We start from the raw sequence: 15,771 nt of genomic DNA, 5'->3' as shown, positions 1-15,771 counted from the left end.
GAGATGAAGACAGAACGCACCGAGCAAAGAGCTCGCGCCAGAGCCCGCAGGAGCTCTGATCAAGGCCCTATCGCCTGGGCGGGAGCTCGCCCAGAGCGCTTCCAGCGCTGACCACGGGCCCTGTTCGGGCGAGGCTGGAGCCCCCGGCTCGCCATGAAGCCAGGCCGCCACGGCCGGAGAGGCGAGGAGGGCCCGCGTGGCCTGCCAGACCCCGTCCGGCGCGCGCTCCAGCCCGCCCAGCAGGCCCGAAATCGCAGCTTCTTCGCCGATGTCTGCCATCGCTACTTGCGGGTCGGGTCGGTGTTGTCGTCCTCGGGCGGCACGAACTTCAGCTCCGGCGGCGGCTGCTTGTCCGGTCGCTTGTAATTGCCTTGCTCGTCCATGAATGCGCTCGGATGGCGCGAGTTCTTCTGGTACGAGCTGTCCGGGTTCAGCCTCGCGTTCCGAACACGCTGAAATTCCGGCCCGGCGGCGCTCCGCATGCGACCCCCGCCGGCAAGCGCCGTCCCGCCGCAAACGCGCGCGATCAGTCCGGCCAAGGTCCGATCTCCGAGAACCACTCGTCGAGCTCCGCGAGCGTCCTGGCCCAGGCCACGAGGGCGGCCTCACCTCCCATACGCAGGAGCAGTGTATCCAGGAGCGCGCCGTTCCTATAACCCCGATCGTACGTGAAGAGAGGCGTGGCCTCGAAGATCGTGGAGCGCCACTTCTCGGGCGAGGCGCGCTCTCGCCACACGTCGCACAGGCTCTCCACCGACATCCAGGGGAACATGCTGCAAAGCGTGTCGTCCGACTCCTCGGGGCGCTCGCGGAGCGTCTCCTTCACCGTCTCGGCGACGGCCCCGGACAACCGCTCCCGCGCCTCCAGGGAGAGCGACGGGAACACGGCCCCCCACGCGGCCAGCCTGTTCGACGCTCGGACCGCGCCGCGCACGAGCTCCGCGAAGCGGGCCGCGTCCTCCTCGCGCTTCAGCGCCTTCCCTACCATCTCAAGCATCCCAGAGGCTTCCTCGTCCTCCAGGTCCGGACGCACGAGGCGCTCCACGTCGGAGAATGAGCCCAGAGCGAGCGCGACCCTTAGTTCGGCTTGATGCCGGCGGTCGTCTCCTTCCATCGCGGCGCAGAAGCTGGTCGCAAGGTCCCTATCACCCAGCTCCACAGCACGACGGAAGAGGGCGGCGAAGGCGTCGTCATCACAAGGTCCGACGTGTGGCAAGATGTCCTGGTAGATGTGGCGGAGCTCCTCCAGCGTCGCCAGCGCGGCCCAATTCTCGACGGCGCCGATCTTACCGCGAAAAGCCCCCGGCGGCTCCGAGAAGAACAAACGTGCCAGCTCAGCCCGAAGTTCCGCACCGACATGGGGAGCGTACTCGGAAGCGGCCTGGACCCGCGTGGCGCCCTCAACGCGTCTCACCGAAGCAACAAGGTCGCTTCGGACTTCATCAGCGAGCCAAGCCGGGAGGTTCCGGTCCAGAAGCGGCTCGATATCTCCCAAATATCCCCGGGATTCACCCTGCCAGCGTCGAACGAGAACCCGCGCCTCCGCGCGTCCCATTCGGCTCCACTCGCATTCGGGCACATGCGGGAGAAAACGACTTGCCATCACGGGGAACCGATCGGCAGACGCGACCCAGCCCATAGCCGTGTGCACGATTCCGGCTGCATCCTCCGAGCTCACCCGAAGCCGCTCCGCCAGTACGTCCAACCGATCCTCCAAGCTCGGCAAGGCGACTATCCCAGCATCCACCTCATGAAGCAATCTGACACGACGCTCGTCCGGACAGAGACGCGCAATCCTGGCACTCCACACCAGCAGATCTTCCTGACGCAAGCCCGAGAGACGTCGCTCGGCGAGGAGGAGCACCTCGTCTCGCGCTGGAGAGCTCAGGCGCTCCGCGATTCGTACAAGTGCACCAATGACGGGCGCCGCGATCATACGACGAGACTTCAACTCGTAGAGGATGCGGCTCTTGAGCTCTGCTCCACGCTCGACCGATGAATGGATCGAGCCGGTTTCCGCCAGCTCAGCGACGGCGCGCTCGGCTTCGCCCAGCAACGGCTCTGGCCACGCCACAGCAGCTGGCGACACTGCAGGTCGGACGGACTTCCACAGACGTATCCGCTGCTCCGCGCTCAGCGGCTTGGCCAGCTCAACGCCTGCGCCCGCTTGAAAGATCCCTTCGCGGATGGCGCCAGCGACCGTCTCCGGGAGTGCATGTACGAGCGAAGTGACCAACTGTTCGAAGATCGTTCGCAACCGCAGCGCCTGTACCATGCACCGGACGCGCTCGGCTTCCGACACCGCCTCGAGGAACGCAGAATGGCTTCGCCGCCACGCAGCGACGACAAGCGCACGAAACCCAAACGCGCCACCGTCCAAGGACTCCCAGGCCGCGCGCATCGGTTCGGCGACAATACGATCGATCTCCTCACCGGTCGCCTCATGACCCACGAGGTGAATCGAGCCGTACCGAACGACGTATTCTTCTCGGGAAAGGGCGACATTGACCTCTCCGAAGACACCATCGAGAGTCGCTCGAACGTAGGCATTCACGCACTCGTGTCCGCGAGAAAGCCCGTGGTCGATCGAGCGGCGGACGACCTCTTCACCCCATGCTCTATCCAGGAACGCTACGCCGTCCTCGGTGCGGGAAAGCCATGGTCCGAGCCGCTCCAGCGTATCCTTCACTCGATCCTCCGACCGGCTGGAACCAGCGACCCTGGCAAGCTCTGCCTCCGACATTGGCCCGCTTGCGGCCGCCAGAATGTACGCCGTATCGAAATCGACGTCCTCGGGCAGCTCTGCGACTGGGCGCTCAGGCAGGTCCTCGATCAAAAGCTCTGACCACTCGTTCCCCCGATGAAACAACCGATCACGCTCCGCAGCCGTTCGTCTCGATCCATCACTCTCGACACCAGACACCGAGACCCACACGCGAACATCAGTGGAGAATGCCTCAGACAATCCGAGCCGCGACCATACAGCCGGGTCGTTATTGTCACCAGCGCCATCGAGAATGATGAGCAGCGGAATCTCCGGGGTTTCGTCGCCGTCGATGAGCGGCCGGATATCATCGGCCACGCGCGGTGTGAGCGCGCGCTCGAACGGTCCCGTCCGGGTCAACTGTCCGAGGCGCGCGTGCAACGCAGCAACCCATACCGAGGGGTCGGCCGTGCCGTAACGGACCGAGATCGGTATGAACGCAACCCTGGAGAGTTCTCGCCTCGTGAGAGATATCGCAAACGCGCCGAGCACCGAGCCTATTGCAGCGCCCACCGGAGCTCGAATGAGAGTCCGTTCACCAGGCCGCGAGTTTGCCCAGAGAGACTTGAGCCTGGACCAAGGGCCCGGCCCGCCCGCCTCGAGATGAGATTCGCCCACCTGGGGAGAATCCAGTTCGCCACGGACGCTCGCGGTCGAAGCCGCGGTTGCAAGGATCGATCGAGTGGCGCGCCATACCGATCCCGGGGCGCGCTCCAGACCTTCCAATAAAGAATGAATCACGGCATTGTCGTGGGAATTTCTCATTTCTTGGTCGAGGCGGTGGTGTCGTCTTCGGGCGGCACGAACTTTGGTTGCGGTGGCGGCGGCGGCTTGTCGGGCCGCCTAAAATTGCCCTGCTCATCGCGGAACGCATTCGGATCACGCCTCGTCACTTGCTGCGATCCGTCCGGGTTCAATTTCGGCACCACATTGGTACTAGATGGATTCTGAAGCGCCACCCCCTTCCCCGGATCGTCCCTATCCGCGTCATAGACGCCGTCTGTCCGGTGATCCCACTTTTTCCCATCATGCATGACTCCACCCGCCGCCTTGCCCGCAGTGAGGCCCGCCCCCTGCTTGACGGCGTCAGGCACGCCTTTGTTCGGATCAGCGTCGATGTTCTCCGGGTGGATGCCCAGTTCGCGGAAGACTTGCGCGCAGAATGGGCAAGGCTTCTCGGGAGATATGTTTTTCTTGCTCTGCCTGTTGTACGCTTCGATTCGCGCGCCGCGGCGATACTCTTCGCGCAGCTCGTTGCGAACACGGGCGTTTTGCTCGGCTTCGGACATCTTCGCCCACCCCTCCTTCTTGCTGAGGCGGCCGCGAATGTCTTTGGCTTGTTGGTTCAACGCATCGATCTCGGCGCATCGACCCGCTTTACTGGATGCTTTCGGCTTTTCTACACCATTTGCATCGACATTCCGAGGATCATTGGGAGGCTTATCAGGATCCTTGAACTTGTCTCGCGCATTGACGACGGCATCCTTGAGCGCCGGGTCCAGGTCATTATCACTCTGAACCGTCGAACTCTTCCCTTCGATGCTCTTCAGCTGATTACCATCCGCGTCCTGGCGTCTGGTAATGGACGCGAACATCAACCCCGTCGGGTCCACCATCTTCGTGGGCCGATTGCCGGCATACGAGAACCCGTTCTGCCCGCCGAGCAGCCCGACCGGGTCGACGCTGATGTACCGTCCTACCGCGGGGTCGTAGTAACGATAACGGTTGTACGCCAGGCCCGTCTCGTCATCGTAGTACTGCCCGAGGAACCGCAGCGGCGTGTCCGTGCGCGCGCCCTCCCGCGGGCGCGCGGCGCCCCACACCGTGCGGTCGAGCTCGCAGGCGACATTCCCGGCGGCGTCGAGCAGGCGTTCCGGTCTGCCGACAGGGTCGTTCAGGTAGTAGTACCACTCGGCCGACACCGCGTCGCCGCCGCTCCTGGCGTCCTTCTGCGCCCACGGCGCCGACGTCTCCTCGTCGGTGCAGTACGTCCTCTCCTGGGTGACCCGCTCGCCCTCCGGACCCCGCTCGCGCTTGATCTCATGGACGAGCGTGTCCCCGTCCCAGATGAACCGCGTCGTGGACAGCGTGTTTATGCGCCCGCCTTCGTCTCGCCTGACCACGCGCTTCTCGAGGCGCCGGGCAAAGGGATCGTAGACATGCTCGATCCGGACGCCGTCGGGGCGCACCACCGCGCTCAGGAGACCCGCGCCGTTCCATTCGTAGCTCGTCGTGGCCTCCTGACCGCTCGGCATGACCACGCGGCGCTTGATCAGCCTCCCGTCACCGTCCCACACGTACGACACGGGGCCGCGCCGGAGCAGCACGTTGCCGCGCCCGTACTCACGCTCCAGTGCGCCGGGGCCGAGCTCGCGCACGTTCCCCTCCGCGTCGTACCGGAAGCGCTCGCCCTGCCCGTGGACGTCGGTGCGCGCCAGCACCTGCCCGCGCGGATCGTGCTCCCATCGCTCGGCGCCCGAGCGATCGTCGTCGACCGCGGCCACATCGCCCTGCGGCGTGTAGTGAACCGATTGCCGCACGGTGAGGTCATGGGGGAGCGCCCCGACCCAATCGGGCTGCCCCGCGGCCACCCGAGGGGCTGCGACCCCGCGAGACACGGTGCGCTGGACCATGCGGTCGAGCCCGTCATAGACGACATCCACACGCCCGCCGCCGGGCAAGTATCGAGCGGTCTCCCGCCCGAGCGCGTCGCGGACGACGCCGAGCTCCTCGTTGCCGTCGAGCTTCACGCGCAACGCGCGGCCGGCGACGTCGCGCACCCAGGCCTGTCGGTGCCCGAGGGAGGTCCTCCGCTCGACGACATTGCCCATCAGATCGTGCTTCATCTCCACCGAGAACGTCTCGCCGCCGCTCACCTGCCGCTCGCACGTCACCCAGCCCAGGAGATTGCGCTCGAAATAGACGTCGCCCGAGGGGCCGTGCGCCGCGATGATGTAGTCCAGCTCGTCGTACTCGAACGTCTCGACGCCGCCGTCGGGGTACTGGTGCTCCACGACGCGGCCGACGAGATCGTACACGTACCCGGTCTTCTCTCCGAGGCCGTTCTCGAACTGCACGACACGCCCCATCGCGTCGTTAACGATAGCGAAGGGTGCGACCGTCGAAGGTGACCTCCTCCGAGACGAGCCTGGCGGCGTTCAGCCGGATGCGGTGCACCTCTCCATGGCTGTTGTGCACCTCGACGAAGCGCCCTTCGCGGTTGTATCGATATTTGCTGATCCGCCCGTCGGGCTCCCGCGTCTCGACGATGCGGTTGTACCCCGCATAACGGTGCGTGGTGGTGTGGCCGCTCGGGTGCCAGATCGACGTGCAGTTTCCCGACGGATCGTACTCGTAGCGCGTCACGCCGCCGTCCGGCGTTCGCTCGGATCGGAGGCGGCCGGCGTCGTCGTAGGCGTACGTGACCATCGCCCCCGACGCGTCGCGCATGCTCTGGCGGCGGCCCCAGTAGTCGTACGTGTACTGCATCACCGCGCCCGTGGGGTCGGTCCGCTCGATGAGGTTTCCGTGATCGTCGTACCTGTACAGCGTCTGCCCGCCGTTCGGCGCGACGGTCCGCGTGGTGAGCCCGCGACGATCGAAGTGCACCTCGAAGGTGGCGCCGATGGCGTCGCGCCACACGAGCCCGCCCGTGAGGCGCCCCGTCTCGATGACGCCCCCTGCAGGATCGACCGCCCTGCGGATGTGTCCGTCGGCGTCCCGCTCGAACGTGGTCACGCGGCCGAGAGCATCCGTGATCCGGAGCTCCCGCCCGCGGGCGTCCCGCTCCCAGCGGGTCGTCGCCCCCGTCGCGTCGGTGAACGACAGCAGGTTTCCCAACGCGTCGTACGTGCGGCAGAAGACGCCGGCGGCCGTGACCGCCTTGTCGACGCTCCCGAAGTCGTTGCCGAAGAAGCGCTCGACCGAGATCGAGTCGGCCGCCTCCACGTAGTTGTCAGGCCCGTACTCGAGCTTCGTGTGAAAGATGCCTTTGGCGGCCGTGGTCCCGTCGGCGAGCACCGCCGGGACATCGGCGGCGAGGCTCTCGTCCTCGCGCCCCGGGAACGCGCCCCAGGTCTCGACGCACCGCGCCTCCCCGTCATAGCGGAAGGTGAAGCAAAGGCCCGTCGGGTGCTCCTGGCACGTCAGGAGATGGTCCGTATACGTGTACCTGGTCGCCGCGCCCATCGCGTCCTCGGCGAGCACCAGGTCCCCCGCGTCGTCGTAACGATACCGCGCGAACGGGACGAGCTGGCCCCGGTGCGCCGCGTTCTTCACCTCGAACGACGCGATGCGCCCTTCCCTCGTGGAGCGGACCTCGACCCTGCGACCCACCGAGTCGACGATCTGCGCCAGGACACCTTCCTTGTAGAAGAACGAGATGCGGTTGTCGTGAGAGTCGCTCTCGGCCGACAGGAGGTAGCGGTCTTGCCAGGCGTGCTCGAAGACGAGCCACCGGCCGTCGCCCCGATCCAGCACGAAGCCGGTCTGGCCGCGGACGAGCAGCCATCCAGAGGGGCCCACCGCCGACTCGCCGACGCGCATGGGCGTGAAGTCGACGTACATGCCGTTCCCGGTCCAGAGCCTCGTCCGGCCGCGGTGCACCTCGACCTCCCACGCGTACGAGTGGTACCAGCCACGCCCGAGCCCGACGTCGCGGTCGCGCGCAGCGCTCGTGTAGCTGCGGGTCAGCGTCAGCGGCAGCGGGCCCGGCAAGTGCACGTCGGTGACGGGGATCGTGAAGACACGGCCTGTCACGATGTCGACAGGGTCTCCCTTGGAGCCCTTGCCGCTCCCCTTCTTGCCGTGATGATTGGGGCACGCCCCGCCGTTCTGGCCGGAGCCGCAGGCGCCTTTGCCGCCCCCCGACGCGTTGTCGCCCCCGTTCTTGCCGTTCGCGCCTTGCTTGTCCTTGCCCGCGCCGCCTCCGCGGCCGCCGGCCCCGCCGCCGTCACCGCCGCCGCCGAGAACGAAGACTCCGGGGTTCATCCCCGGGATGGCCGGGATGTTGGGGACAGGCGCCGTTCGCATTGCTGTTTCTACGCTCCCTCAGTGAAAGCTATGACGGCCGAGCCTTCCAGCGGACACGCGGTGCGTGCCGTCAATTCAACCGCAAGAGCCTCCCGACGATCCGGAACAGCCCCCGCGACGCGGCGCTGATGCGGCTGCCCACGACCTCGATGTCGCCGTCCTGGCGAATGCGGACCGCACCACGGCCGGAGCGGAGCAGCAGCTCCTGCTCCGCCTCGATGGCGATGCTGGTCGCCTTGAGGTGGAGCGTATGCGGCCGCTGCGTCGTCAGGGCCGCGACGATCAGCGGGGGCTCGCCCTCGCAGAGCTCGACGAGCACGGCGTCGCCGCGGGCGCGGGCGTCGGCGATCACCTCGGGATCGACGTCGGGCGCGATCTGGGCGTCGACGGGCCCCTCGGCGCCACGGACGTGGATCGACGCCTTCCGCCCCGCGATCGAGGCGACGCGCGCGGTCCGCATGGCGGCGCCGAGCGGCTGCGCCTTCTGCGCCGGAAGGGGCGCCGCGGCCGGCTCGGCGAGCACGTCGTCCAGGGTCACGCGCGGCGACTCGGACGCCTCCTCCGCCGTGGCCCCGGCGTCCGGCTCCTCCAGCGAGAGCGACGCGGAAGCCGCCCGCGAGCCACCGTCGAACGGAGTCGCCATCAGACCTCCGAGACCTTCTTCGGCAGCTGGATCTTCGGCGCCAGGATGGTCACGAGCGGGGACGTGATGGTGACGCCGGCGCCGTCGATCACCACCTCGCTGGCGCCGCACTTGAAGACGATGGCGCCCTTCGCCTCCACCTTGTGGAAGGCCCCGATGAACGTCGCAGGCCCGACGGCCTGCACCACGTGCGACCCCTTGAGCTTGTCGACGACCGCGCCGCCCACCATCGCGGTGCGCGAGCCGGTGACCGTCTCGCTCTCGCCCCCGTTGCTGAGGACGACAAGGCCCGTCGCCTTCTCGCTCTTCGAGCCCGTGACGCTCTCCGCGTAGCTGCCGAACGCCACCTGCACCGTCGCGGCGCCGACGTCGATCGTCTTCTTGCCCGTCACGTTGTTGTCGATGTCCTGGATCGCGCCCAGGACCTTCATCGAGCCCACGTCCTCCTTGTGGGTGCCCGTGACCTTGGCTGTCGTGTGCCCGGGCCCCTTCTCGCGGTCGGTCGCATCGACGCCATCGACGGCGCCGTCCGGCCCGCCGACGTTGGCCGTCGACCCACCGCCGCCGCCGCCCCCGTCCATGCCGAGGGCCGAGGCGAGCGCCTCCGGCTTCACGAAGACCTTCCCGGCGAGGCTGCTCTGCGCCACGTTCGACGCGATCGAGGCGAGCATGTTGGGCGCTGCGGCGCCCGGCGCGCCGCCGGCAGCGCCGCCGCCGCCCCCGCCGCCGCCCATCGAGGCCGCGAGCTGGCTCGCGCCGGGGATGCCCGACGCGCCCGCGATCATTCCGGGCATGCGGCTCATGTCTCCGCCGGCGACGGCCTGCATCGCGCCCGACACCCCCGCCGCCTTCTGGGTCAGCCCGTTGATCGGCGCCATCACCTGGTTGATGGCGCCGTCGACCTGCCCCTGGACCGCCGCGATCGCGTTGTTGGCCATCACGCTCGCGAACTGCACCGCCGCCTGCGCCGCGAGCGCGAGCATCGCCTCGAGGGGGTTGCCGTCCATCTCGAACTGGTTGCCGCCCACGGTGGTCGTCGCGTTGCCCTTCGCCGTCAGCGCCGACACCGCGTTCACCTCGACGTTGCGGTTGCCTCCGACGCTGATCGTCTGGTTCGCGCCCACCGTGTTCTGCGAGCCCTTCGTGATCTTCGTCGTCTGGTTGCCGCCGACCTCGAGCGACGCGTTGTTCCCGACGACCGACGTCTCGTTGTTGCCGATGTTCCGCTTGGCGTTGTTCGCCGCGACCGTCTTCATGTCGCGCTGGGCGTGCACCATGATCTCCTCGGAGCCCGCCTTGTCCTCGAAGCGGATCTCGTTGGCTCCGCCGCCGCCCGGCGTGCTCGAGGTCTGGATCGCCGTGCGGGTCTTGCCCTCCGGCAGCGCGTACGGCGGCATGTAGACGCCGTTGTAGAGGCGCCCGGTCACGATCGGCCGATCGGGGTTCCCCTCGAGGAACTCGACGATCACCTCCCAGCCGATGCGCGGGAGCATCATCGAGCCGGAGGTCTGGAGCTGCGCGACCCGCATCCAGCACGACGCCTTGTCGTCGATCACGTCGCTGCGATCCCAGTGGAACTTCACCTTGCAGCGGCCGAACTCATCGGTGTGGATCGCCTCGGTCTGGGAGCCGGCGGGCGCCACCACCGTCGCGGTCTGCGGCCCCTCGATGAGGGGGATCGGCGTGATGCGCCGCGGCCTGTACTTCACGGAAGCCGGCACGAGGCGCGCCCGCGCCCTGGAGCGCGGCGTCGCGCGCTCGCCGCCGAGCGCGTCGTCCTCCTCGTGGACGTAGGTGTGCTTCACCGCGAAGAGGAAGTACTCGCCGTCGAGCTCGCCGGCGTCCGTGATCGTGAGCTTCTGGCCGACCGCGAGGCGCGAACAGACGGTGTCGATCTCGATCGTGTGCCGCTCGACCTGCTCTTCCTCCAGCCGGATCTGCGCGAGCCGCTGCCCCTCGCTCGGCTCGACGTAGCCGCCCGGGTAGTCGTAGCGCTCCAGCGCGTCGTTCTCGCCCGACGCCGCGGTCGCCGTGAGATCGAGCTTCGGCCGCTTGAAGTCGAAATCGCGGAGGATGAACTTGCCGGAGCGCACCCGATCGAGCTCGCGGATCGCGTAGATCGCGTCGCGCTCGTCGGCCGCGCTGAGCCCGGTGCGCCGGCGGAACGGCAGCGCGGGGTCGCCCGGGATCGGCCCGGCGACGGTGCTGTCGTCGTCGAAGACGAGGAGCTCGCCGTCGGCGTCCACCTCGACGAAGCTGTAGATGCCCTCGTGCTCCATGAGCCGCGAGATGAACGCGAGCGCGCTCTCCTGGTACTGCACGCAGTACTCGCGCTTCGGGCAGTCGCCGCTCAGCCGCCACGCGACCTTGGTGACCCCGTGATCCTCGAGGACCTTCGCCACGATCTCCTTGGCGCTCATGTCCTGGAAGATCCGCGAGTCGACGCTGCGCGCGAGGAGCGCGAGCGAGGAGACGACGCGGACGGCGTAGCGGACGCCCAGCAGCCCCTCGACGCCGAGCTCGGTGGTGCCGATCGAGGTCGCGGCCTCCACCGTGCCCGCGATGACGCGCGGCACCTCCCCGGGCACGCCGAAGGAGAGCGCCGCGGGCTTGCCGATCATCGCCTCGAGCTCCTGGAACGTGTGGAGGTACACCTCGACGTCGAGGACGAGCGGCCTGCCGGCCTCGTGGGTCGACTCGAAGCGGAGCACCCGGGCCGCGGGGACCTCGTCGATCGTGAAGTGCGCAATCATCTCGCGTGCCACGTTCGCCTCCTCCTCAGTTGTCGAGCACCAGCGCGGCGGTGTCGGAGACGTCGCCGTCGAGCTTCGCCGAGACGCCGATGATCGCGACGCTCGCGGGCGTCAGCGAGAGGATCGACGCGCCCATGACCAGCGTGAGCGCGCCGGTCGCCTCGAAGACGGCGTTGTTCGCCTTGACGAGCTGCGCGCCCCCCGCGAGCTCGGTGTACGTGCCGAGCGAGCTCTCCACGCGGTTCCCGTTCGCCACGTTGACGATCGCGCCGCCGACCTTCACGTTCATCGATCCGCCGACCTGCACGCCGCGGCCCGACTTGACCGCGATCACCTTCGCGCCGGTGGCCGTCTCGCTCCGGTCGCCCTGGACCGTCACGGAGCGGTGCCCCAGCGCGAGCTCGACGAGCGCCGCGCCGACCTCGTGGTTGAAGCCGGCCAGGGTCTGATCCGTGACCGAGCCGACCACGAGATCGATCTGGTTGCCGGACACCGTGAGCGAGCTGTTGCCGGTGACGTCGCGCTTGTGATCCCCGCCGATCTTCATGTCGCGGTTCCCGCCGATCGAGAGCGAGTGATCGCCGCCCATGTCGTCGACGTGGAAGGTCTCGATCTTCATCGACTGGTTGCCGGAGACCGAGAGCGTCTGGTTCGACCCGATGCTGGTCGTCATGCTGTCCGTGACGTTCGTCGTCTGGTCCGCGCCGATCTTCTTCTTGTGGTTGTTGCCGATCGACTCGGTCGCGTTGTTCTTCACCTCGGTAGACATGTCCTTCGAGGCGTTGATGAACATCTCCTCGCCGCCCTTCGTGTCCGACATCCGGAGCTCGTTGGTGCTGCCCCCGCCCGGCGTCGTCGCGGTCTGGAGGGAGCTCTTCCCCGCCTCCTTCGGGAGCGCGTAGGGCGGCGGCGTGAGCGCGTTGTACATGCGGCCCATCACGAACGGCCTGTCCGCGTCGCCCTCGACGTGGCGCACGGTGACCTCCCACCCGACGCGCGGCAGCAGCATCGACCCGCCCGTCGGCACCTGGCTCGTGCGGATCCAGCGGCTCGAGGTGTCGTCCTTCTTTCCGGAGCGATCCCAGTGGAAGGAGACCTTCACCTGCCCCCCCGCGTCGGTGTGGATCTCCTGCCCCGAGGGCCCGGTGGTCATCGCGGTCTGCGTGCCCGGGATCACCTGCTCGCGGGCGCGCCGCGGGGGCCGGTAGCGCGTGCTGCCGGTCGGCACGCCCCAGAACTCGCAGCTCGACCGGAGGTCGCGCGCGCCGTCCTCCGCGCCCGCGCGGCCGGAGAGCTCGAAGTTCCGCGGCCGGCTGCCGGCGATGCGCGCGCGGACCACGAGGTACTCCTGGTTGAGCGGGTCGTAGGGGTGGCCGTCGATCGAGAAGCGCCGGCCCGGGAGCAGCGCGAGCGAGCCGCTCTCGCCGTGCACGACGTCGCGCTCCGCCTGCACCGAGTCGAGCAGCACCCTGGCGAGCCGCTCCGCGACGCTCGCGTCGGCGGTGCGCGCCGGGTGCTCGTAGATCTCGAGCACGTGCTCCCCGGGATCGCTCCCCTCGGCCGACGCCTCCGGCTTCGTCGAGGGCTTCTCCGGGTCGTAGTCGCGGACGAACACCTTGTCGCTCCGCACGGAGACCTCCCGCGAGAGGCGGACGACGCGATCCGCGAAGCCCTCGACGCCGAAGTCCTGGAAGAACGGCAGCGACGTCGCGCCCTCGATGTCCTCGAGGCCGGTCGGCGAGTCGCCGAAGACGACGACGTCCTCGTCGTCCTTCATGTGGATCGCGAAGTAGATCCCCTCCTCGGCGAGGAGGCGGTGCACGAAGTCGAGGTCCCGCTCCCGGTACTGGACCGTGTAGACCCGCGTCGGGTGGGGCTCGGTCACGCGCCAGTCCTGCTGGCCCGCGGGCACGCCCGCGCCCTCGAGGACCTCCTTCACGATGTCGACCGCGCTCTTGTCCTGGAAGATCCGGCAGTCGGAGCGCTGCCCGAGGTTCCAGAGCGCCGGCGCGACCTCGATCCGCAGCGTGGGCACGTCGTCGGGATCGGGCACGAGCTCGGCGAGGACGATGGTCCCGGCGAAAGAGCGCGTCTGCGTGTCGTCGCTGCGCGACAGCGTGAACACCGCGCGCTTGCCGAGGACCTCCTTCGGCCTCGGCAGCGCCGCCTCGTCGTCGAGCAGCTCGCACTCGAGGCGGGTGAGCTCCGAGAGCTGCTCCGTGAGCTCGAAGCGCAGCACCCGGTAGATCTTGCCCTCCACGCTGAGGGAGGGGATCGCGAGGACATGATGATCAGCCACTCTTCACCTCACCAGGGCGCATGGGCCCTCACGATCCGAGCTTCATCGACGCGCCCATCTTGACGACGAGCGCGCCCTTGACCGCGATCTTCGACCCCTTGATCACGACGGGTCCGCCGCCGAGCTTGAGCTCGCTGCCGCCGCCCTTGAAGACGCCGACGGCGCCGAGGAGGGTGATGAGCGGCGCCTGCACCACGAGATCGCCGTCCAGCTTCTGGTAATGGAGGCCGCCGACCATGTTGGTGACGCCGAGCGCCACGTGGGAGAGCGAGCCCTTCGTGAGGTGGAGCTCCGCCGCCAGCGAGGTCTGGTCCTTGTTGGCCGTGATCTGCTCGCCGTGGCTGCCGTTGATGATCTGCGCCTTCACGGCGCCCACCGTCTCCGTCATCCCGCCGAGGACGTTGTCGTTGATCGAGCCCAGGCTGCCGGAGAGCTGCAGCGCGCCGACCTTGCGGCTCATGTCCCCGGTGATGGAGTGCCTGACGCCGTTCGAGATCGTGATCTGGTTGCCGCTCACCGTGTAGGAGCGGTCGCCGGTGACCTTCTCGACGTAGTTGCTGATCGCGTTGGTCGTGTCGTTGCCGCCGATCGAGATGCTCTGGTTGCCGGTGATCTTGTGCGAGAGCACCGCGCCGACGTCGAGCGATTGGTTGCCGGCGACGGAGGTCGAGTCGTCGACCTTCACCGAGCGGGAGCCGTTCACGCTGATGTGCTGCTCCTCGTTGACCGTGACCTCCTCGACCTTGTCGTTCTTGATGGTGACGTTGAGGTCCTTCTGGGCGTGGATGCCGAACCCCTGGCTCCCCGCGGTGTCGGACATGCCGATCTGGTTGTGGCCGCCCGCGCCGGGCGACGACATGCTCTTCAGCGTGCCGGACGCCTTGGCGGCGGGGAGCGCGTCGGGCGGCGTCTTCTCCGCGTTGTAGGTGCGCCCGAGCACGAGCGGCCGGTCCGGGTCGCCGTCGAGGAACGCGACCGAGACCTCCCAGCCGACGCGGGGGAGGATCATCGAGCCGCCCATCGCGATCTGCGAGACGCGCAGCCAGCAGCTCGAGGTGTGGTCCTGCTGGCCCTGCCGGTCCCAGAAGAAGCGGACCTTGATGCGGCCGTACTTGTCGACGTGGAGCGCCTGCTCCTGGGTGCTCGACCCCGTGACGACCGCCGTCTGGATGCCGCGGATGCGCGGCCGCCGCGCGCGGCGCTCGGCCGCGAAGGGCGCGCCCTTGGGGACGCCGCGGAAGTGGTTCTCGACGTCGTAGTTCGTCACGCCGCCGGTGAGCGTCTGGTTGCCGCGTGAGACGAGGCGGGTGACCACGAACTCGCCGTTCAGGCACGGCTCCGCGGCGCCCTCGACGGCGAACGGCTCGCCCACCTTGAGCCCGGCCGCGCGGCTCTCGCCCTCGCACACGTCGGCGTCGGCGGAGAGCTCGCGCATGCGGGCCTCGGCGCGGCGACCGCCCACGCTCCCCTTCGTGAAGCCGGCGGGGTACTCGAAGTAGGGCGCCGCGATGGCCTCCTTGCGGGGCAGCGCGGACTCCGGCTTCACGTCGGGCTTCTCGAAATCGTGGTCCCGGAGGTGGACGAGGCTCGTGCGCAGCGCGCGCGTCCTCGTGAGCTTGGAGAGCGGCAGGCTCCCGGGCAGGCCGCCCTGCGCCATGCGGAAGTTCACCGGCAGCCCCTCCTCCACCTCGAAGGCGGCGGGGTCGTCGGTGATGATCATCGTGTGCCCGGCGGCCTCGTGCCGGAAGTAGTAGAAGAGGCCGTTGTCCTCGAGGAGCCGCGAGACGAAGTTGAGGTGCGACTCGCGGTACTGGACGATGAACTCGCGCGGCTCGTACTCCTTCGCGATCCGCCACTCGACCTTGTCGCCGAAGCCGGCGTCCTCGAAGACCGACTGCGCGACCTGGACGATCGTCTTCTCCTGGAAGATGCGGCACCCCTCGCGGTGCGCGAGCGCGGCCAGCGCGGGCCGCAGGCGGACGTCGAACTGGCGGCTCTCGCCCACGATGTGCGCGAAGCCGGCGCGGTCCACGATGCCGTCGTACAGCCGCTCCTGGCCCGACGTGTCGACGACGCGCAGGCAGAGGCGGCTGCGCAGGCAGTCCTCGACCCGGAACGACGTGTCCAGCGTCGCGAAGCGCACCTCGACCGCGTAGGGCGTGGAGATCGCCTCGACGGCCTCGAAGCGGGTCACGGCGACGTCCGCGGGGAGCTTGTCGCCCTCCAGGGAGAAGGTGGCGAAGGTAGCGGCCATTGGGGGCATGGTAGGCGATCGGCGGAC

7 protein-coding genes are annotated in these 15,771 nt (G+C 68.4%); all 7 read right to left on the bottom strand.

The window, feature by feature from the left end; translation table 11 throughout:
• Nucleotides 1–526: 526 nt before the first annotated feature.
• Nucleotides 527–3,256 (bottom strand): hypothetical protein, encoded by a 2,730-nt coding sequence (locus WME73_RS17590; RefSeq protein WP_437916420.1) that lies wholly within the window; start codon nt 3,254–3,256, stop codon nt 527–529.
• A 269-nt stretch (nt 3,257–3,525) separates the two neighbouring features.
• Entirely contained in the window at nt 3,526–5,841 is a 2,316-nt protein-coding gene (locus WME73_RS17585) for an RHS repeat domain-containing protein (RefSeq protein WP_437916419.1), read from the bottom strand.
• A 19-nt stretch (nt 5,842–5,860) separates the two neighbouring features.
• Entirely contained in the window at nt 5,861–7,795 is a 1,935-nt protein-coding gene (locus WME73_RS17580; RefSeq protein WP_437916418.1) for a DUF6531 domain-containing protein, read from the bottom strand.
• A gap of 70 nt (nt 7,796–7,865) precedes the next feature.
• Nucleotides 7,866–8,438, bottom strand: a complete 573-nt coding sequence (locus WME73_RS17575) for a hypothetical protein (protein WP_437916417.1) — start codon at nt 8,436–8,438, stop codon at nt 7,866–7,868.
• Nucleotides 8,438–11,203 carry a type VI secretion system Vgr family protein gene (locus WME73_RS17570; protein WP_437916416.1) on the bottom strand — a complete coding sequence of 922 codons (2,766 nt, stop codon included), beginning with the start codon at nt 11,201–11,203 and terminating at the stop codon, nt 8,438–8,440. The genes WME73_RS17575 and WME73_RS17570 overlap by 1 nt, the downstream gene beginning before the upstream one ends.
• 13 nt (nt 11,204–11,216) lie before the next feature.
• A complete protein-coding gene (locus WME73_RS17565) occupies nt 11,217–13,490 on the bottom strand; it encodes a type VI secretion system Vgr family protein (protein WP_437916415.1) in 2,274 nt (757 codons plus the stop codon).
• Between the two features lie 28 nt (nt 13,491–13,518).
• The gene (locus tag WME73_RS17560) at nt 13,519–15,744 is read right to left on the bottom strand and encodes a type VI secretion system Vgr family protein (protein WP_437916414.1); all 2,226 of its coding nucleotides are present in this window, start codon (nt 15,742–15,744) and stop codon (nt 13,519–13,521) included.
• Between the last annotated feature and the right edge of the window lie 27 nt (nt 15,745–15,771).

The sequence above is a fragment of the Sorangium sp. So ce302 genome, from assembly GCF_051530145.1.
Taxonomy (GTDB): domain Bacteria; phylum Myxococcota_A; class Polyangia; order Polyangiales; family Polyangiaceae; genus Sorangium; species Sorangium cellulosum_B.
This window is presented reverse-complemented; position numbering and strand designations above follow the sequence as displayed.

Excerpts from the sequence above, each read along its gene's own strand:
- WME73_RS17580 (WP_437916418.1), bottom strand. The coding sequence starts at position 7,795 with ATGCGAACGGCGCCTGTCCCCAACATCCCGGCCATCCCGGGGATGAAC.
- WME73_RS17575 (WP_437916417.1), bottom strand. The coding sequence starts at position 8,438 with ATGGCGACTCCGTTCGACGGTGGCTCGCGGGCGGCTTCCGCGTCGCTC.
- WME73_RS17560 (WP_437916414.1), bottom strand. The coding sequence starts at position 15,744 with ATGGCCGCTACCTTCGCCACCTTCTCCCTGGAGGGCGACAAGCTCCCC.